Consider the following 18,704-nt stretch of genomic DNA (forward strand, 5'->3'; position numbering starts at 1 on the left):
GTGCATACCGAACACGGTGACATTGATTGCGACATCGTGGTGAACGCCTGTGGCTACAGGGTGAATGAAGTGGGCGCGATGATGGGGGTGCACCATCCCGTTGCGTCGATGGAGCATCAGTATTTCATCACCGAAGACATTCCAGCTATCGCCGCGGCAGGGCACCGGATGCCGCTGCTGCGCTGCCCGATCTCGGATTACTACTCGCGTCAGGAAAAAGGCGGGTTGTTGGTCGGCTTTTATGAGCAGGACTGCCGGACATGGGGGATGGACGGGATCAGCCCGGATTTCTCGAATGATCTGTGCCCCGACGATCTGGACCGCGTCATGGACGTGCTGGGGGGCGCGTTCGAGAGGATGCCCGCGCTTATGGAGGTGGGCATCAAGCGGGTCGTGAATGGCCCGATCACCTATACGATCGATGGTGCCCCGATGGTTGGCCCGATCCCGGGCAAGCGCAACGCCTATTGCATCACTGGTCTGCGTGCGGGCCTCGGCGAGGGTGGCGGGCATGGCTGGCTGCTTGCCCAGCAGATCGTTCAGGGCGAGGCGTGCTATGACACCTGGGTGATCGACCCGCGCCGCTTTACCGGCCATGCGAATGTCGAACTGACCGCCCTCAAGGCCATCGAGGACTATCAGAACGAATTCCGCTTTCATTTCCCCCATGAGCACCGCCCCGCGGGGCGGCCTGCCAAGACGACACCGCTCACGCCCATCATGGCCGCCGAGGGTGCAGAATTCACGGTGGTGAATGGCTGGGAACGTGTGGATTACATCAAGCCCACACCCGATTTTCACCCCAGCCCAAGCTTCAATTTCGATGAGACGTTCGAGGTGATTGGCGCAGAGGTGCGCAATGTGGCTGAAAACGTAGGCCTCGCAGAGGTCAACGGCTTCAACCGGATCGAGATCACAGGCGCTGACAGGCACGGTTTTCTGGATCGGATGTTTTGCGGCACCGTCACCAAACGCGATGGCCGCGTGGGCTTGGGATACTTGCTGAATGCCCATGGGTGCATAAAGGGAGAGGCGACGGTGGCAAACATTCCCGCTTCAGACCGAGGCCCTGCGCGGGTCTGGTACGGGTCGGCAGCCGCAAGCGAATTCCACGACATGGACTGGCTGAGCGCGCAGCTGAACCCCGATGAAGACGTCCAATTGCGCAGTCTGACCAACGATCAGACGATCCTTGTTCTGGCCGGGCCAAAGGCGCGCGCCGTACTGTCGGATTGCGCCCGTGGCGACTGGTCGAAAGAAGCCTTTCCCTGGCTGTCGGTGCGCGAATGCTTCATCGGATTTGCGCCCGCGACTGTCATGGGTGTCAGCTTTTCGGGCGAATTGGCCTATGAGATCCATGTTCCCAATGCCTCGCTTTATGCGGCCTATCTGGCCCTGCGCAAGGCGGGGGCTGCGCAGGGGTTGAAACTGTTTGGCGCGCGCGCGGTCGAGTCGATGCGCATGGAAAAAGGCTTCCTGCATTGGAAGGCCGAGCTGATCACCGAATTCGATCCATTCGAGACTGGCCTTTCGCGGTTTGTGAAGCTCGAAAAGGGCGATTTCGTCGGCAAGGACGCGCTGATCAAGCGACAAGCCAACGGTGCACGCAAACAGCTGGCAACGCTCAGGATCGACGCCACCCATGCACCGGCTCATGGTGGAGCGTCAGTGATGCAAGGCGACAGGGTCGTGGGCACCGTCACATCGGCTGATTGGGTGCATCGGGTTGGTATGAACCTTGCATATGCCTTTATCGACCCGCCTCTCGCGCGCGTTGGCATGCTGGTTCATATCGACATCTGTGGCGATCTGGTCTTGGCCGAAGTCATTGCGCCATCGCCATACGATCCAACATTCGAGCGAATGCGGAGCTAGACTGAGCGGCGGGTATTGTTGCAAACACTCAATGGCTTGGTGTGTTCAAAGAAGTGTTTGCCACCCGCCGCTCGGTCATCGGCTTACGTGGTCAAACCATGAAAACAGGGTTCTTGCCATCGGTGATCAGATCACAGGCAACGCGGTGCCCTTCGCCGTGATCGGCAAGCTGCGGCTGCGCCCCGGTGCACTGCGGTTTTGCTGCCGGACAGCGTGATGCAAAGCGACATCCTGCCGGCAAATTCAGTGGATCAGGGGGATCCCCCGGGATCAGGATGCGGCGCGCATTGCGGCGTATGTCCGGATCAACAGAGGGGACTGCCGACAACAAGGCAGCCGTGTAGGGATGAAGCGGGTTGTTGAACAGCGAGAGCCTGTCGGCATGTTCAACCACCTTGCCCATATACATGACGGCGACGCTGTCACACATATGCTGAACGACGCCAAGATCATGGCTGATGAAAACATAGGTCAGCCCGAACTGGGCTTGCAGACGGCGCAAGAGATTCAGAATCTGAGCTTGAACGGCCACATCGAGCGCGGATACGGGCTCGTCGCAAATGATCACATCAGGCTGTGTGCTGAGCGCGCGCGCAATGCCGATACGCTGACGTTGACCGCCGGAAAACTGGTGGGGGAACAGGCGCTTTTGTTCCGGGCGCAAACCCACGGCTTCGAACAAACTGTCAACGATTTTCTGTTTTTCTGCCTCGGACTTGTCCGTCAGGCTGTCCAGAGGTTCGCGCACGATGTTCTCTGCCCGCTTGCGCGGATTGAGCGACGAATACGGATCCTGAAAAATCACCTGTACCCTGCGCCGCATGTCTTTCAGCTGGTCTCCCCCGAGGGGCAGGATATCCTGGCCATCCAGCAAGACCTGACCAGAGATTTGCGCGCTGACAAGCCGTGCAATGGCAAGGGCTGCGGTGGTCTTGCCCGATCCGCTTTCTCCTACAATCGCAAGCGTTTCACCCTTGCGGACCGTGAAAGACACATCATCGACCGCTGTCAGAAAATGCTTGTTGCCCCAGCCGGCACCCTTCTTGCGCACCGGAAACCGGACTGTGAGATTGCGGATATCCAGAAGCGGCGACATCACAGGTCCTCCGCATGCCAGCAGGCCGAGATCTGATCTGCTGAAACCGGGTTTTCCGGTGGGCGCATTGTCCGGCACTGATCGCTGACCCGCGGGCAGCGCGAGGCGTAAAGACAACGATCCTGCCCGAACTCGGAGATGCTGGGGACGATGCCGGGGATCTCGGTCAACTCATGACGCTCAGCGGTCAGATTGGCCATGATATGCGGCACGCAGGAAATCAGCCCTTGCGAATAGGGATGCCGGGGATGGCTGATGACGGTGTCGACCGCACCTTCTTCAGCCTTGCGGCCTGCGTACATGACAATGAGGCGATCAGCCATCTCGGCAACCGCGCCCATGTCATGGGTAATCATGATGATCGAGGTGCCCGTCTGTTTGCGCAAATCGCGCAGCAGATCAAAGATTTGTGCCTGTACGGTGACATCAAGCGCCGTCGTCGGTTCATCCGCGATCAGGATCTTGGGCGAACAGGCAAGCGCGATGGCAATCATCACGCGTTGGCGCTGTCCGCCGGACATTTGAAAGGGATAGTCGTTTACGCGGCTGCGCGCATTGGGAATGCGGACCGCATCGAGCAGTTCAACCGCCGTATCGAGTGCCGCCCTGTGCCCGAGGTTTTGATGCGCGCGCAAGACCTCGGCAATCTGTTCGCCCACGGTATAGACCGGGTTCAGCGATGTCATCGGTTCCTGAAAGATCATGCTGATCTGATTGCCCCGGATGTCACGCAAACGAGCTTCCGAGGCGGTGGTCAGATCTTCTCCATCAAACAGTATGCGCCCCGACGCGATCCGGCCAATCCCTTCGGGAAGCAAACCCATGATTGCCAGCGCCGTCATCGACTTTCCACATCCGGATTCGCCGACAAAGCTGATGTTTTCGCCGTGTTTCAAGGTGAAGCTGAGATCGTCTATGACGGGCACCACGCCCCCTCGGATCGCAAGCTCAACGCGCAGATTTTCGACCTGGAGCAAAGGGGCCATCAGCGTTTTCTCAGTTTCGGGTTCAGGGCGTCATTCAGGCCATCGCCGACCAGGCTGATGGCCAGCACCGTAATGAAAATGGCGAGGCCCGGAATGGTGACGGTATAGCTGGATTCCAGGATGTATTGACGGTTCGACCCGATGATCTGCCCCCAACTGGTGATGTTCGGATCGGTCAAGCCCAGAAAGCTGAGCCCCGCTTCGAACAGGATGGCAGACCCGACCATCAGCGCAGACTGCACGATGATCGGTGGCAGCGCGTTCGGCAGAATGACCCCGAACATCAAAGCCATGTTGGACGCACCAGAGGCGCGGCTGGCCATGACATATTCCAATTCGCGCACACGCAAGAATTCAGCCCGCGTGATCCGCGCGACCGCTGTCCAACTGACAAGACCGATCGCAAGTGTGATCATCGGCAGGCTGGCCCCGAACAACGCCACGATAACCATCGAAAACAGCAAGGTTGGCAGGACCTGAAAGAACTCGGTGATCCGCATCAGGATTTCTTCGATCACCCCGCCGTAAAACCCTGCCAGAGCGCCGACTGTCACTCCGATGACAACCGTCAAAACTGCGGCAGAGAGCCCAATGACCAATGTCACCCGGCCGCCATTGAGGATTTGCGCCAACAGATCGCGACCAAGGTAGTCCGTGCCAAGCAGAAACCCGTCCTGTCCGGGCGGAGAAAACGGTGCCCAGACCATATCAAAGGGATCTGTCGGATAGAGGATTGGACCCAGGACCGCTCCGATCACGATGAGGATCAGGACAACAAGTCCAGCCATCGCCGCATAATTGCCTCGAAACATTTCCCATGCTTCGGAAAAGGGTGAGCGGGCCTTTTCGATCGCGGGTTCAAGGCTTTGGTCACTCATGTGCGCGCCCTCAATCGCGGGTCCACAAGGCGCAGAACGAAATCGGTCAACAGGTTTCCGACGATCACGATCAGAGCGGAAAAGAACAGGATGCCCAGAATGGTGGGTGTGTCACGCGCAAGGATCGATTGAAACGCCAGCGTACCTAGGCCGGGCCATGCGAAAACGGTCTCGACAAGGACAGCCCCCGAGATCACCGCGCTGAACTGCAAACCGGCCAGTGTAATCACAGGCGACATCGCGTTCTTGAGCGCGTGTTTGTAGACGACCTCGCGTTCGGTGAGCCCTTTGGCTTTGGCCGTGCGCACATAGTCCGATCCCAGGGTCTCCATCATGGTCGCACGGCTGAGGCGCGAGTAGAGCGCCAGAAAGATCGATCCAAGCGTTACAGCGGGAAGAACCAAGTGCCGCGCCACGTCAAAGAAGCGCTCGATAACGCCCCCCTGCAACGTGACATCACGCATACCCGCCACCGGAAACCACTGGATTTTCAGAGAAAAGGCAATCAACAGCAGGATGCCTGTCCAGAACACAGGGGCCGCATAGCCAAAGAGCGCCAGAAACGTCACAAAATGGCTGAGCATCCCGTTTGGGCGTCTGGCCGAGATGATTCCCAGCACCACACCAATGATCAATGCGAAGAATTGCGCCGTGAACACCAGAAGCAGGGTCGCGGGCAACCGCTGCAGGATAAGGTCGGTCACTGGCTGATTGTAGAAAAACGAGTAACCCAGATCGAAGCGCATCACTTTGCCAAGATACACGCCCAATTGCACGATAAACGGCTCGTTCAGGCCGTAATCTTCTCGAATGCGGTCGAGGATTTCTTCATCTGCGCCCCCCATCGACTGCGCGATCGTATCCGCTACGTCTCCGGGAGCCAGATGCATCATGGAAAAGTTCAGCACCAGTACCGCCAGCAACAGCACAATGGCATAGAACAGGCGCGTAGCCGTGACACGGAGGATGTCCAAGAACTGAAACCCTTCTGAAAAAGGGCCCGCAGCACCTCAGCGCTGCGGGCACATCGCGATTTACTTCCTGAGGAAGATCTTATCCATGGGCGAGCTTGACGCCCAGATGCCCTTGGGCGCATTGCCGACACGGTCGGAATAGATCGTGTGCATCGGAACCGCGTTCAGGAAATAGATCGGTACCTCTTCGGCCACGATTTCCTGGAACTCCTTGTAGAGTGCCTTGCGCTTGGCCGCGTCATTCTCGGTCGCCGCCATGTCCAGCAATTCGTCCACACGGGCGTTGGCATAGCCTTGGGTGTTGGACCACACGCCTTTTGCGATGTTGGTGCTCATGTAGGTGCGGTTCACGCCGATGACCGGATCGCCCCAGTTGTAGACGCTGTCCATGGACATGTCGAAATCCATCGTGCCCATGGTCTGCGCCCAGCTTGGGAAGTCGGGGTGGGCCTGCAATTCGACCATGATGCCGACCTTGGACAGGGCCTGCTTGATGTACTCGGACTGTGCGCGGTAGCCTGGGAAAGGCACCAGCTCCATGGTGATGTCAAAGCGCTTGTCGCCGTTCATCGGATAGCCCGCCTCGTCCAGCAGAGCGTTGGCCTTGTCCAGATCCAGCTCATAGGTCGGCACGCCGTCATAATAGAGCGGGCTGTCGGGGTGGATGCCCGTTTTCGCCTCGGCTGCCGTGCCGCGCATGATCGCATTGAGGATAAAGTTCTTGTCGATCGCATAGGCAATCGCCTGACGCACCCTGACGTCCGCCAGCGGACCCTTGGTAGTGTTCATCGCCAGCCAGTCGATGGGACCGATGCCGCCATAGCCTTCCTTGGTGACGTTCAGGCCGTCGACCTGGGACAGTCGGTTGACCACAGTCGGCTCGGCTTCAAAGGTCGACATGTGAAGTTCGCCGTTTTCCAGCGCGATGGCGCGGGCCGAACTGTCTGTGATGATCCGCGCGATCACACGGTCCACATAGGGCAGGTTGTCTTCCCAATAGCCGTCATAGCGTTCCATGATCACATGTTCGCCGGGCTTGAATTCAACCAGCTTGAACGGACCCGAGCCGACGACATCCTCGTTGTTCCGCGGGTGGTTCTTGGGGTCCTGACCGTCGCCGTAGATGTGTTTGGGGATGATGGACATCAACTGTCCCGACATAGCCAGCATAAGGGCAGGGTGCGGCTTGGACAGGTTCAGTACGGCGGTGTGCTCATCCGGGGTGTCCACACTGGTCACCGGGGCGAACATGGATTTGAACGGGTGGTATTCCTTGATGATATCGACTGAAAACGCGACATCCTCGGATGTGATGGGCGTGCCATCATGGAACGTCGCGTTTTCCTGCAGGTTCAGCGTGACGGTCAGGCCGTCCTCGCTGACTTCCCAGCTTTTGGCGAGATAGGGTTGGGGCGTCCAGTTCTCGTCATAGCGCAATGGCGACGCAAAAAGCTGTGCGCCGACCAGGCCGGTGACGATACCGGACTGCACTGCCGGGTTCAGAACGCGTGGCGTGTTGGTCAGCGCAACAACCAACTGGCCGCCGCGTGTCGGTTCGTCCTGCGCGAATGCCGCAGTCGATGTCACCGCTGTAACGGCCACCGCTGCCAAGAAATGCTTGAGTGCTATAGTCAAGATCTGATCTCCCTGATCGTTTTGGCTCACTTGTGGTGTGAATTTTACAAGGTTGAGGCTAGACCAGAGATCATTATTCATAAAACTGATTTAATGTACGTCATTCCATCATTTCGTAGCGGAAGTCGGCGTTTGAGTTGCGACCAATGAGTCGAACTGCCCTGTGTGTTTCATGGCGATGCAGGCATCGATAAAGCTCTGCACCACGCGTGGGTGTTCCATCCCCCTGATCGTCACGATGCCAAAGGTCGGCGGTGTGATTGCATCACTAATGGGCACAATGGCGTAGTCCGACTCGCTTTCGTGATATCCCAGCGGGCGGATGTTCAGCAGCGAAACGCCAAAACCGATTCCAACAAGGGCACGCAGAATCTCGGAAGACCGGGTGGAATGCGCGATGCGCGGGCTGAGACCGGCTGCCGAAAAGACATTGTCAAAATACTCGCGTGCGACAGGCAGGTCCAACATGATCACGGGCCGCTCTGCCAGTTCGGCCAGGGATATGATCTCTCGTTGCGCAAAAGGATCGGTGCGCGGGACAATCGCGAAAGGAGGGGCGTCAAACAGCGGCTCAAAGGTATGGCGCGACTCCACGCTTGTGGCATAGCAAAAGGCCATGTCCGCTTCGCCGTTGTTGAGAAACTCCATCACCCGTTCGATGGAGCCTTCAAAGATGCTGAACGTCGTGTCGGGCAAGTGGCTGGACATGCCGCTGAGGATCGGCGGCAGCACGGCAGGTGCCGCCGTGGCATAGCATGCGATCCTGACTGCGCCACTCAATCCTCCGTCGACGGCTTGCATTTCCGCCTCAAAGTGACGGGACTGCTGGATGAAGACACGGATCATCTTCAACGCCTCGGCTCCCTGCGGAGTCGGAAGGATACCGCGTGCGGGTGTGCGTATAAACAGATCATAGCCCAGCCCGCCCTCGACCGCCCCAATCGCGGCCGTGATGGAGCTTGGCGAGATCGACAATTCGCCGGCCGCCTTGGTGATCGAGCCCAACCGCCCCGCCGCTTCGACATAGCGCAATTGCTTGAGCGTATAGTTCAGCATGTTCATTCCACTAAAAAACCACGGATACAGAACAGTTAAATCTATTTTCTTACGTGGCGAAAGGCTCATAGGCTTGGTTGAACCTCCCCGCCAAAGGATCAACCTGATGTCCACGACGATCTACTCTGCCCGAAAAATCATCACCATGAACCCGAACCAGCCAGAGGTCAGCCACGTTGCAGTGCGCGATGGAAGAATACTGGGGGCGGGCAGCCTGAACGATCTTGCGGGATGGGGGGCGTATACGCTGGACGAACGCTTTGCCGACAAGGTGCTGATGCCGGGTCTGATCGAAGGCCATGCGCATACGATGGAAGGTGCGTTGTGGCAATTCACATATCTGGGCTGGTTCGATCGGCGTGACCCGAATGGCTCGGTGTGGTCCGGGGTCAAATCGGTGGACGCGGTCGTGGCCCGGCTCAGCGAGGCCGAAAAGGAGATGGCGGATCCTGACGCCCCCCTTCTGGGCTGGGGGCTGGACCCGATCTATATGGACAATGTGCGCATGACGCGCGCAGATCTGGACCGTGTCAGCAGCACGCGGCCCGTGGGTATCCTGCATGCCTCGGGCCACATCCTGAATGTCAATACACGGGGGCTGGAACTTGCTGGTCTCTATCATGAAGGCAACAACCACCCCGGTATTCCTTTGGCCGCAGATGGATTGCCCACAGGAGAGCTGAAAAGCCCCGAGATCATCATGCCCGCGGGCAAGCATGTGGGCATGGATCGCGCGTTTCTGGCAGCCGATGCCGGAGGCCTGCGCAACTACGGCAAGCTGTGCGTGAGGGCCGGGGTCACAACCTCGTCTGATTTGGGGCTGCAACTGGACGATACACTGGTTGACCTGTTCGCGGATGTTACCGGCGAAGACCGCTTTCCCGTCTGCCTCGTTGCATTTCGCATCAGCATGGGAATGGGTCCGAAAGAGCTGGTCGCCTATACGGCCGGCCTCAAGCAGCGCAACACGGACCGGCTTGATCTGGGGCGGATCAAGGTTGTGGCAGATGGCTCGATTCAAGGGTTTTCGGCCCGAATGCTTTGGCCCGGTTACTATAACGGGGCGGAAAACGGGTTGTGGTATATCGCACCCGATCAGCTGGAAGAGATTTACGAACTGGCGCTCAAAGCCGGCGTGCAGGTGCATACGCACACCAACGGCGATGAAGCGACACAACTGACCATCGACACCCTGGAAACGGTCCTGCGCCGTGCCCCTGATACCGATCATCGCTTTACCCTGCAGCATTGCCAGTTGGCCAGCGAACATCAGTTTCGCCAGATGGCACGGTTGGGCATGTGCGTGAACCTGTTTGCCAACCATCATTTCTATTGGGGGGATGAGCATTACACCCTGACCGTCGGCCCGGAGCGCGCGCATCGGATGAACGCCTGCCGGACCGCCTTGTCCCAAGGGGTGCCGATGGCCATCCATTCGGATGCGCCGGTGACCCCTCTTGGCCCTCTGTTCACCGCCTGGTCTGCCGTTCACCGGCTGACGGCGTCGGGTCGTGTGCAAGGAGAAGGCGAGCGGATTTCCGTTGAGCAAGCGCTCTACGCCATCACGAAGGGTGCAGCGATCACGATGAAGATGGATCACCTGATAGGGTCGATCGAGATTGGCAAACGGGCTGATTTCGCCGTGCTTGAAGAGGATCCAACTGCTGTAGACCCGATGGCGCTGAAAGACATACCTGTCTGGGGGACCGTTCAGGGTGGGCGCATCTTTGCAGCTTCGGAGCTGTAATGAAACTCCCTGTCACTGTGATTGGCGGTTATCTGGGAGCGGGCAAAACGACGCTGGTCAACCACTTGCTGCGCCACAACGGCGGGCTGCGACTTGCCGTATTGGTCAATGAATTCGGAGATTTGCCAATCGATGCCGACCTGATCGAGGCGGAAGAGGACGGTTTGATCTCGATCTCGGGTGGCTGCGTCTGCTGCGCCTTTGGCAGCGATCTGATCGGAGCGTTGGAGGATATCAACGCAATGGTGCCCCGACCCGATCATGTGCTGATTGAAGCCTCTGGCGTTGCGCTTCCCGCATCGATTGCGACCACAGTCGGCATGATCGACGGACTGCGTGCAGATGCGGTTCTGGTGCTTGCCGATGTCGAGCAAATTCGTGCCAATTCGGTCCACAAGTACCTGTCCGATACGATTGACAGACAGCTTGCACAGGCTGACGTCTTGCTGCTGACCAAGACCGATTTGGTCAGCCAGGACAAAATCGCCTCTGTTACCGATTGGCTCAAGGCAAAGGTGCCTGCCACCCGGATTGTGCCCGTGCGACACGGCGCGGTTCCGGCCAGCGCGCTCTTTGGGGCGTTACCCTTGCCCGCCCGCCACGGCACGCCGGGTCCGGATACAGCGCACGGCTTGTTCGCCTCGACGGTGCTGGCAACGGACGGTCCGGTTGATGCGGAGGTGCTGGCCCAGGCCCTGGCTGGTGATCCCTGCGTGACACGCGCCAAGGGGTTCGTGCAAACCCGCGACGGCCTTGCATTGGTGCATGTGGTGGGCGGGCGCTATAGCATCGAGCCAGCACAGGGGGATCACGCCATAGGGCTTGTCTGCATCGGACTGAAAGAGAGCTTTCAAGCCGACCGATTGAATGCGCTTGCTTCCTGAGACAGGCAGATCCTAATCGGCAGAGAAATCATATCCCTTGAAGCGCGCCAGAATCTCGTCTCTGAGTTCAGGATAGGGTCCATCCACCACCATCTGGCGCGATCCGGTTGCAAGAATATCCTTGAAATGGGAACGAAGGGTCGGCTTGCCGCCATTTTCCGTATGGTCCCGGTTGTCTGCTGCCGCAATGTCGATGGCATAGACGAGCCGACCAATACCCGCCCAATAGATTGCCCCTGTGCACATGACGCAAGGCCCCCCCGAGACATAAGCCGAACAATCGCCCAAGGCATCGACTCCGACGTTCTTGATGGCCTCAAGGATCATCATCATCTCACCGTGCCGCGTCGGATCACCGGTGCGGCGCACATGGCATTCTCCCTCTGCGACGATGTTTCCATTCTGGTCGGCGAGAATACAGCCATAGGGCTCGTCTCCGTTTTCGCGTGCACGCCAGCCGACCGCATTCGCCTTTCGCAACAGGGCGATGTCCAGGGCATCATCAAAATGTGCGAACCTGGCGACGTCATGTTTGCTTGGTAGATTCATGGATCCGTACTCTCTCTGGGTTGCCAACAGCCTATCATCCGGGTTGAAAATGTCAGGCGTCGACACACCCTGCACCTTGCTTGGCCATGCCGTGGTTGCGACAAAGTGGAACCACCGGCACAGCGCCCTCTGAGGGGCGCAGGATCGCACATTTCTGACGATTGCTGTATCCCGTCATCTTCGTCAGAGTCTTCTCAGTCATCCAGCTGCGAAAAGTCCACATCCGCATCCCCTTGGTTTTGCGAAGAATTGCCTTTGGCCGCCAGCATCTGCTCGACCAGGATCTGCACCTGCAAAGCTTCTTGTGGTGTTGCAAGGCGATTGGGTCGACCGTCCAGACATAACAGCAGGTCGTCCAGTTGCGCCTTCAAACTGACGGCCCGCGGGTCCGCGGGGCGCTCTCCAAGCTCTGTAAAAGGTCCGCCGTCCGAAACCGCGTCAATATAGAATTCAGAGATGCGGTGGCTTGCGCGTGATCCCTTGATCGTCAATTCCTGCCGATCAGGCTGAGCCCCGCCCACGCTGGCCATTACGGTTACGGGGCGACCGTCGGCGGTCTCGAGACGCGCCAACATATGGGTTTCGCACAAACGATCGTCGCCGGGATAGGAGGGGCACGCCCAAGTCACCGAGAGGGGGCCAAGAATACGCTGTGAGAAAAACAGGAAATGTGAAATCACTTCCCGCGTCATCCCGCCCTCGTCGCGATATCGCAACCAGTCCGCCGCCTTCTGCCAGGCCCGCGGCCAGGCAGGATAGGTGACGATGATATCGGCTCCCAGAATGTCTCCCATAGTACCTGAACGCGCGGCGTCATGCACAGTTGTCAATGCGGTGCCAGCGGCCTGCGTGAAGTTCACCGCCGCAGGACGCCCACGCGCCTCCAGATGGGCCACAAGTTCCCTGCTTTCCTGAACATCAACGCCCAGAGGTTTTTCCAGAAATACGGATTTGCCTGCATCGGCTGCGGCCATCGCATAAGATTTGCGTGGCGCGGGAGGACAAGCCAGATAGACCAGATCAGCCGCAGCGATGGCTGTTTCAGCGGTCTCGGCAATCTGCGCTTGCGGGGCAAGAGCTTGCGCCAGACGGCAAGCCTCGGCATCGGGGTCCCATATCGCAACCGGAGAATATCCGGGATGGGCAGCCATGTGTTCCACCATGCGACGGCCCATGATGCCCAAACCGATTACCGCTGTCTTCACGCTCATGTTTTCGATCCCTTGTTCAACCTGCCCTGGTGTCCAGCAAGGCTGTTTCCATTGTCATGTGAACGCCCTTGTTGCCATTCACCGTTTGCGTGATCCGCAGATCTCCGGCGAGCGAACAAAGCATATATGCGTCCTCACGGCCAAGCCCGGTTCGCTGGACGATCCAGACAATCATGTCGCGCAGGGCCATCTCTGCACAACGATCGAGGTCTTCATGCATTCCCATGGTGATCAGATGGGTCGGTGTCTGAGCGCGTGGATAGGCAAGCTGCAGATCATCCCGCACGATAAAGCGGAACGTGCCTTCCAGAGCGGTTTCGATTGCGGTCACGCATACCTCACCATCACCCTGCGCACCATGCCCGTCTCCACATGAAAACAGTGCACCTTCCGTGAAAACCGGCAGATACAGCGTTGAACCTGCGACAAGTTCCTTGTTGTCGATGTTGCCACCATGTGCGCGCGGCTGGATCGTGGAAATGCGCCCCCAATTGGGCGGAGGCGCGACACCCATCACTCCGAAAAACGGCCTGAGCGGCAGGTCCAGACCCCAGGACAGCCTGGCCTTCATGGTGTCGAGATCCAGTGGGATGATTGTGCTGCGCGAATTCGGAAATTCATCGGGCAATGTTCCTGCCAACGGGCGGATCAGGTTCCATCCCCAGTTTTGACGCAACTGCACGTCAACAATCTGTACTTCCAGTACGTGACCAGGTTTGGCACCGGCAATAGCAATCGGACCGGTGAGAATATGCCCCGGCAATTGGCGTGGCGACCTGGCATGAATCTCCAAAAGCTCTGGGGGAATGTTGTAGCCGTCAGAGGGCAAAGGTGTGTGCTCGGGACCGCCAGAGACTGTTTCGATGATGGCGGTGTCTCCGCTCTGGACCTCAAAAACAGGTTCTTGAGAGGCATCGAAATACCCCCATACACAGGTTTGCGGGCTGGCTTTCAGGCGCAATGCCATAATGAGATACCTCTTTTCTGACGGAAGAATACTGTTTGCGCATGGCGCGTTTGATATCTTTGGCGATCTTCTCGCCGTGGCTCGTGCGTGTTGCGGGTTTCTGGCTCAACTCCACCTCTTGGGGGGTGCGATGTGCCAGAGATCCTCTCTTGTCAGATCACCCTAAACCGTCCCGTGGGCGCTGTCGTCAGGCAAGCCGTTGATGGCGGGCCTTCAGCGCCTCTGAGGATGGTCGCAATCGCCGACATTTCTGCGATCGTCCCCCTTTTCCATATGTACCCTCAACCGGAAAGAGTTTCTGACTTGTTCAAGGGATGTTGCGCAAAGCACTGATGCAACCAGTCAGCAAGTTCGCGCGCGATGCTTCTGACCCCTCCCGCGCGATCCTGAACCTGGAGCCAGTAACTGCAATCCGATTGCACCTGACTGCCAGGTATGACGGCTAGGACTCCCCGCTCCAGATGGTCGGCTGCGTTGTTCAGACTGATCAGACCCAATGTTTCTTTTCGCTGCAAGAGATCCACCGCAAGATGTTCTGCCGTCAGATGCGTGCCCGTGGCGGGAAGCGTGGCATGCAGACCCATAAGCTCGCGCCATCGTGCCCAAGTGAATGCGCCACGGACACTGCCATGCCGGGTCCCCACATGGACCAGTGTCCCCGAAAAGATCTCATTGAGATCAGCCGGCGGCGAGGTGATCAGAGGGTGATCGGGACGTGCCATCACCGCGCAAACATCCCTGAACAACAGCGTCCAGTCGCCTTCGGGCTTGCGGTCAGAATGAACGATCCTGATGTCGGCCGCCCCTTCCATCAAGGGATCATGCGAGGGAAGAATGCGCAGATCGGCCTGTGGATGCAGCCCTTCGAAGTCGGGCAGATACCGGGCAAGCCACAGCGTGGCAAAAGAATAGGGGGCAATGACGTGAGCGATCGTCTCGCCAGAGCGCGACAGGAGGGTATCGGCAAGACGAATGCGGTCAAAGGCATCCCCCTGGAGATCCGCAACCTCATGCCCAAGCGCGGTGGCCATGAAGCGGCCGTTGCGACGCGTGACAAGAGGCTGGCCACAGGTCTCTTCGAGATCACGCAGCCGATGACTGATGGCCGCAGGCGTCACGCATAACTCGCGCGCGGCGGCCGACAGCGTGCCGTGACGCAACACTGCCTCAAAGGCGCGCAGACTGGTCATCGAGGGGGCATTGCGCATGGAGTCACCTTTTATCTCAGGTAAAACCGGGGTGCAGAACAAATCAATACCGGTGTTGGTTTCTCGCCTCGTATCATCAAAGAAATCGCCCCTTGTGCGGAATCTCACAGCAGCAAGCGACCAGCAAAAATGCCCAAGGATACAATCCAGCTTCCTGACCGCCATCAGTTGCTTCTCGAACGGCAGGCGCATTTTCGAGCCGCCATGCGCAAGGCGGATATTCCGGCGGTTCTGGAACTGGATTCAAACCACATCATCTATGCCACCGGTGCCAGCAACATGCAGGTGTTCACAACGCGCACACCGGCGCGATACCTGCTGATCCTGGCCGACGGGCCCACGATCCTTTACGAATATGTGGGCTGCGAACATCTGGCAAAGGACTTGCCGACCATCGACCACATACGCCCGTCAGAGGGGCTGAACACGATCAGTTCAGGCGGGGACCTGGCTGGATCGGCCCGCCGCTTTGCCGCCGAGATCGCAGGCACCATCCGGGATCATGATCCCGAAATCGACCGGCTCGCCATCGGTCGCTTTCCATGGATCGCCGTCGACGCCTTGCGCGCCGAAGGGCTGACGATCACGGATGCGGATGCCGCCTTGCTGCCTGCCCGCGCGATCAAGCTGGACATCGAACTGCCCTTCATCCGGGAAGCCATGCGCAGGGTCGAGGCCGGCGTGCGCCGGCTTGAGGAAACCGCCGCCCCGGACCGGACAGAATCCGAAACATGGGCCGAGTTTCATTATGCGCTGATGGCCAAGGAGGGGCAGTATGTCTCGACCCGGCTGTTCCAAAGCGGGCCAAACACCTACCCCTATTTTCAGGAGGCCGGATCGCGGGTTCTGGAGGCCGGGGATCTTCTGTGCCTCGACACCGATGCGGTCGGGTTCGAGAACTATGCCGTGGATTTTTCCCGGACCTTCCTGTGCGGACAAGACAAGGCGACCGACGACCAGCGGCTGCTTTACGCACGCGCGCGCGAGCAACTGGAAACGAACGCCGATCTCTTGCAGCCGGGCCGGTGTTTCGAGGAAATCGCGCGCAAGGCCTGGAAGGTTCCCGAAGAACACCTGGCAAGCCGGTATTACTGCGTCGGTCACGGGCTGGGCATGTCGGGCGAGTTTCCAAACATTCCGCACTATGTCGACGGCCGGCCTTATCCTTTGCCGGGGCAACTCGAACCCGGGATGATTGTCTGCCTGGAAAGCTATGTCGGCTGGGATCGCTCTCGCGAGGGCGTCAAGCTGGAAAATCAATATCTCATAACAGAAACGGGCGTGGAGTGCATGTCCGCTTACCCGTTCGACGACCGCCTTTCGGGGCGCATGATCTGAAGCATCAATGTTCCATTCAAACAGGGAGTTTGAGAAAATGAAAAAAGACCAGTCATCCACAATTCAGCGGCTTGCCCGTTCCGTCAACGCAGGACGCCTTGACCGTCGTGAGTTCATGGCGCTCAGTTCCATCCTCGGGGTCTCAAGCGCCGTCGCCTATGGTGCGCTGGGGATTGCCATGCCCAGTCCCGCCAATGCTCAAGAGGCAAAGAGGGGCGGTGTGCTGCGCGTCGGTCAGCAGATCCTCGATATCAATGACCCGCGCACCTACGACTGGCCGCAGAAGTCCAACGTGGCGCGGCAATTCTGCGAACCTCTGGTGCGGTGGGAAGCCGACGGATCGTTCACGCCGTCGCTGCTGACCGCCTGGGAGGTGAGCGACGATGCCATGACCTATACCCTGACCGTGCGCGACAATGCGACCTGGAACAATGGCGATCCGTTCACGGCTGACGATGTTGTGTTCAACATTCGCCGCATGGCCGATTCCACGGCCGAGGGCAATTCGATGGCCGCGCGTCTTTCCGCGCTGCGCGAAGGTGCCGCCACCCAGGCGGCCGATGGCGCGATAGAAAAGGTGGATGACTATACCGTTCGCCTGAACCTGTTCCGGCCCGATATCTCGCTGATTCCGTCCTTTGGTGATTATCCGGCGCTGTGCGTGCACCAGACATTCGGTGGACAACTGCAGGATGCACCCATCGGTACCGGTGCCTTCGAGCTTGTGGAATTCTCTGTCGGCGGCAAGGCTGTACTCAAACGGCGGGAAAACGGCGCGTGGTGGGGCGGCGAGGCCTATCTGGACGGAATCGAATTCATCGACCTTGGCACTGACGACGCCGGTTTCGCCGCCGCCTTTGACGATGGCATCATCGACATGAACGATGAGACCCAGAACAATTCCGAAGAAATCTTCAACGCCATGGGACTGAAACGGGCCTCTGCCGTGACCGCTACAACGGCGGTTGCCCGGATGAACATGAACGCCGCCCCCTTCGACAATCAGAAGGTTCGAAATGCCGTGCAACTGGCAGTGGACAACTCGGTCTGTCTTGAGCTGGCGATCAACGGCTTGGGAACTGTCGCGGACAACCATCATGTTGCGCCGGTTCACCCGGAATACGCAAATGTTCCTCGCCCGGCCCACGATCCGGCAAAGGCAAAGCAGATGCTAGATGAGACCGGCCTTGCCGACATGTCGATCGAGCTGATCTCGATCGATGATGGCGAGTTGAAGGACTTCGCCGACAGCGTTGCGGCACAATTGCGCGATGCGGGATTTGTCATGGAACGTCGTGTTCTGCCGGGGTCCAGCTTCTGGAACGACTGGACGAAATACCCCTTCTCGACAACCAGCTGGGGCGGGCGTCCCTTGGGCGTACAGGTCTATGCTCTGGCTTACAAATCAGGCGAGGCGTGGAACGAAAGTGCGCATTCGAACCCCGCCTTCGACGCCAAGCTGGAAGAAGCGCTGGGCGTCTTCGATCCCGAGGCGCGTCGCCCGCTGATGGCGGAACTGGAAAAGATGTTGCAGGACAGTGGCGTGATCGTTCAGGCCTATTGGCGCGAATTGGCGATGCACCATACCGATGCCGTCAAAGGATACACGCGCCATCCCCTGCGCGAAATGCATCTCGAAAAAGTCTGGCTTGACGCCTAACCTTGAAGAACGGCAGGCCATTGTCCACTTGGGCAATGGCCGCACTTCAACGATTGCGCAGGGTTGCGTGGTCGCAATTGAACGGTTCGGTTCGAGAAAACAAATAGAGGCAAGTCATGCTTATCAGATCGATCCGGGCCACGCCGGTCAACATCCCGTTTCGCGCGCCATACCGGTTCAGCTATGGCTCGATCGCGTCACTGACCAAGACCGTGATAGAATTGGAGACCGAGGACGGTATTGTCGGTCTCGGAGAATGCGCAGACGGAGATCGCGCTGCGGATGTCGGCAAGATGGCAGAACGCCTGATCGGGCGAGATCTGCGCGACATTCACGGGGCCGCGCGGCTTTGCGTGCCGGGAATGGCCTATTCGCCTTGGGACAACCTGCTCGCCGCGCGACGGGTCTTTGGCGGTATCGAGATGGCGATGTGGGACGCGCGCGGCAAGACCGAAGGTCTGCCGCTGCATCTGTTGCTTGGCGGCAAGGTCCGCGACGAGATCGCCCTGACCGAGTATTTCAGCTACCGCCTGCCGGGCGCATCCGAGCCGGGCGAGGCGACTCCGCTGGAGGTTGCGAATTATTGCGCCCGTATGATCGAAGAGCATGACGCCACCCTGTTCGAGGGCAAGGTGGGCAC

The 18,704-nt window shown here is 58.8% G+C and carries 15 protein-coding genes and 1 pseudogene; 6 read left to right on the top strand and 10 right to left on the bottom strand.

The genetic code is table 11. The annotated features are described in order from the left end of the window. The coding region (locus WAO69_RS15000; RefSeq protein WP_422180555.1) for a GcvT family protein at positions 1-1,875 on the top strand (1,875 nt) is incomplete at its 5' end. 91 nt (positions 1,876-1,966) lie between these two features. On the opposite strand, the gene WAO69_RS15005 is transcribed toward WAO69_RS15000, so the two are convergent. From WAO69_RS15005 to WAO69_RS15030, 6 genes are all read right to left on the bottom strand, one after another. After that, positions 1,967-2,971, bottom strand: a complete 1,005-nt coding sequence (locus WAO69_RS15005; protein ID WP_422180557.1) for an ABC transporter ATP-binding protein — start codon at positions 2,969-2,971, stop codon at positions 1,967-1,969. Beyond that, entirely contained in the window at positions 2,971-3,957 is a 987-nt protein-coding gene (locus WAO69_RS15010) for an ABC transporter ATP-binding protein (RefSeq protein WP_422180559.1), read from the bottom strand. Before WAO69_RS15010 ends, WAO69_RS15005 begins: the two co-directional genes overlap by 1 nt. After that, the gene (locus WAO69_RS15015; RefSeq protein ID WP_422180561.1) at positions 3,957-4,835 is read right to left on the bottom strand and encodes an ABC transporter permease; all 879 of its coding nucleotides are present in this window, start codon (positions 4,833-4,835) and stop codon (positions 3,957-3,959) included. Before WAO69_RS15015 ends, WAO69_RS15010 begins: the two co-directional genes overlap by 1 nt. Next, positions 4,832-5,809 (bottom strand): ABC transporter permease, encoded by a 978-nt coding sequence (locus WAO69_RS15020; RefSeq protein WP_422180563.1) that lies wholly within the window; start codon positions 5,807-5,809, stop codon positions 4,832-4,834. Before WAO69_RS15020 ends, WAO69_RS15015 begins: the two co-directional genes overlap by 4 nt. A gap of 60 nt (positions 5,810-5,869) precedes the next feature. Beyond that, complete coding sequence (locus WAO69_RS15025) at positions 5,870-7,444, bottom strand: ABC transporter substrate-binding protein (protein ID WP_422180565.1); 1,575 nt, start codon at positions 7,442-7,444, stop codon at positions 5,870-5,872. A gap of 108 nt (positions 7,445-7,552) precedes the next feature. Continuing rightward, on the bottom strand, positions 7,553-8,506 hold the full coding sequence (locus tag WAO69_RS15030) for a LysR family transcriptional regulator (RefSeq protein ID WP_422180567.1): 954 nt from the start codon (positions 8,504-8,506) through the stop codon (positions 7,553-7,555). A gap of 100 nt (positions 8,507-8,606) precedes the next feature. Between WAO69_RS15030 and WAO69_RS15035 the strand changes: the two genes are divergently transcribed. Together WAO69_RS15035 and WAO69_RS15040 are read left to right on the top strand one after the other, a co-directional pair. Then, the gene (locus WAO69_RS15035; RefSeq protein WP_422180569.1) at positions 8,607-10,247 is read left to right on the top strand and encodes an amidohydrolase; all 1,641 of its coding nucleotides are present in this window, start codon (positions 8,607-8,609) and stop codon (positions 10,245-10,247) included. After that, complete coding sequence (locus WAO69_RS15040; RefSeq protein WP_422180571.1) at positions 10,247-11,131, top strand: CobW family GTP-binding protein; 885 nt, start codon at positions 10,247-10,249, stop codon at positions 11,129-11,131. The genes WAO69_RS15035 and WAO69_RS15040 overlap by 1 nt, the downstream gene beginning before the upstream one ends. 12 nt (positions 11,132-11,143) lie before the next feature. Here the strand turns inward: WAO69_RS15040 and WAO69_RS15045 are convergent, their stop codons facing one another. The 4 genes from WAO69_RS15045 to WAO69_RS15060 form a co-directional block, all read right to left on the bottom strand. Beyond that, a complete protein-coding gene (locus WAO69_RS15045; protein WP_422180573.1) occupies positions 11,144-11,680 on the bottom strand; it encodes a nucleoside deaminase in 537 nt (178 codons plus the stop codon). Between the two features lie 194 nt (positions 11,681-11,874). Then, positions 11,875-12,891, bottom strand: coding sequence for a Gfo/Idh/MocA family protein (locus WAO69_RS15050; RefSeq protein ID WP_422180575.1), 1,017 nt, complete (start codon positions 12,889-12,891; stop codon positions 11,875-11,877). 16 nt (positions 12,892-12,907) lie between these two features. Continuing rightward, positions 12,908-13,858, bottom strand: coding sequence for an acetamidase/formamidase family protein (locus WAO69_RS15055; protein ID WP_422180577.1), 951 nt, complete (start codon positions 13,856-13,858; stop codon positions 12,908-12,910). 281 nt (positions 13,859-14,139) lie between these two features. Next, positions 14,140-15,066 carry a LysR family transcriptional regulator gene (locus WAO69_RS15060; protein ID WP_422180579.1) on the bottom strand — a complete coding sequence of 309 codons (927 nt, stop codon included), beginning with the start codon at positions 15,064-15,066 and terminating at the stop codon, positions 14,140-14,142. A 129-nt stretch (positions 15,067-15,195) separates the two neighbouring features. On the opposite strand from WAO69_RS15060, the gene WAO69_RS15065 reads away from it, so the two are divergent. From WAO69_RS15065 to WAO69_RS15075, 3 genes and pseudogenes are all read left to right on the top strand, one after another. Beyond that, the gene (locus WAO69_RS15065; RefSeq protein ID WP_422180581.1) at positions 15,196-16,404 is read left to right on the top strand and encodes a M24 family metallopeptidase; all 1,209 of its coding nucleotides are present in this window, start codon (positions 15,196-15,198) and stop codon (positions 16,402-16,404) included. A 37-nt stretch (positions 16,405-16,441) separates the two neighbouring features. Next, positions 16,442-18,064 (top strand): ABC transporter substrate-binding protein, encoded by a 1,623-nt coding sequence (locus WAO69_RS15070; protein ID WP_422180583.1) that lies wholly within the window; start codon positions 16,442-16,444, stop codon positions 18,062-18,064. A 116-nt stretch (positions 18,065-18,180) separates the two neighbouring features. Next, positions 18,181-18,704: pseudogene (locus tag WAO69_RS15075) on the top strand (hypothetical protein); the annotation flags it as partial.

This window comes from Aestuariivita sp., from assembly GCF_049276915.1.
In the GTDB taxonomy this organism is placed as follows: Bacteria; Pseudomonadota; Alphaproteobacteria; order Rhodobacterales; family Rhodobacteraceae; genus Aestuariivita.

Excerpts from the sequence above, each read along its gene's own strand:
- WAO69_RS15005 (WP_422180557.1), bottom strand. The coding sequence starts at position 2,971 with ATGTCGCCGCTTCTGGATATCCGCAATCTCACAGTCCGGTTTCCGGTG.
- WAO69_RS15015 (WP_422180561.1), bottom strand. The coding sequence starts at position 4,835 with ATGAGTGACCAAAGCCTTGAACCCGCGATCGAAAAGGCCCGCTCACCC.
- WAO69_RS15045 (WP_422180573.1), bottom strand. The coding sequence starts at position 11,680 with ATGAATCTACCAAGCAAACATGACGTCGCCAGGTTCGCACATTTTGAT.
- WAO69_RS15055 (WP_422180577.1), bottom strand. The coding sequence starts at position 13,858 with ATGGCATTGCGCCTGAAAGCCAGCCCGCAAACCTGTGTATGGGGGTAT.
- WAO69_RS15050 (WP_422180575.1), bottom strand. The coding sequence starts at position 12,891 with ATGAGCGTGAAGACAGCGGTAATCGGTTTGGGCATCATGGGCCGTCGC.
- WAO69_RS15040 (WP_422180571.1), top strand. The coding sequence starts at position 10,247 with ATGAAACTCCCTGTCACTGTGATTGGCGGTTATCTGGGAGCGGGCAAA.
- WAO69_RS15070 (WP_422180583.1), top strand. The coding sequence starts at position 16,442 with ATGAAAAAAGACCAGTCATCCACAATTCAGCGGCTTGCCCGTTCCGTC.
- WAO69_RS15060 (WP_422180579.1), bottom strand. The coding sequence starts at position 15,066 with ATGCGCAATGCCCCCTCGATGACCAGTCTGCGCGCCTTTGAGGCAGTG.
- WAO69_RS15030 (WP_422180567.1), bottom strand. The coding sequence starts at position 8,506 with ATGAACATGCTGAACTATACGCTCAAGCAATTGCGCTATGTCGAAGCG.
- WAO69_RS15010 (WP_422180559.1), bottom strand. The coding sequence starts at position 3,957 with ATGGCCCCTTTGCTCCAGGTCGAAAATCTGCGCGTTGAGCTTGCGATC.
- WAO69_RS15035 (WP_422180569.1), top strand. The coding sequence starts at position 8,607 with ATGTCCACGACGATCTACTCTGCCCGAAAAATCATCACCATGAACCCG.
- WAO69_RS15065 (WP_422180581.1), top strand. The coding sequence starts at position 15,196 with ATGCCCAAGGATACAATCCAGCTTCCTGACCGCCATCAGTTGCTTCTC.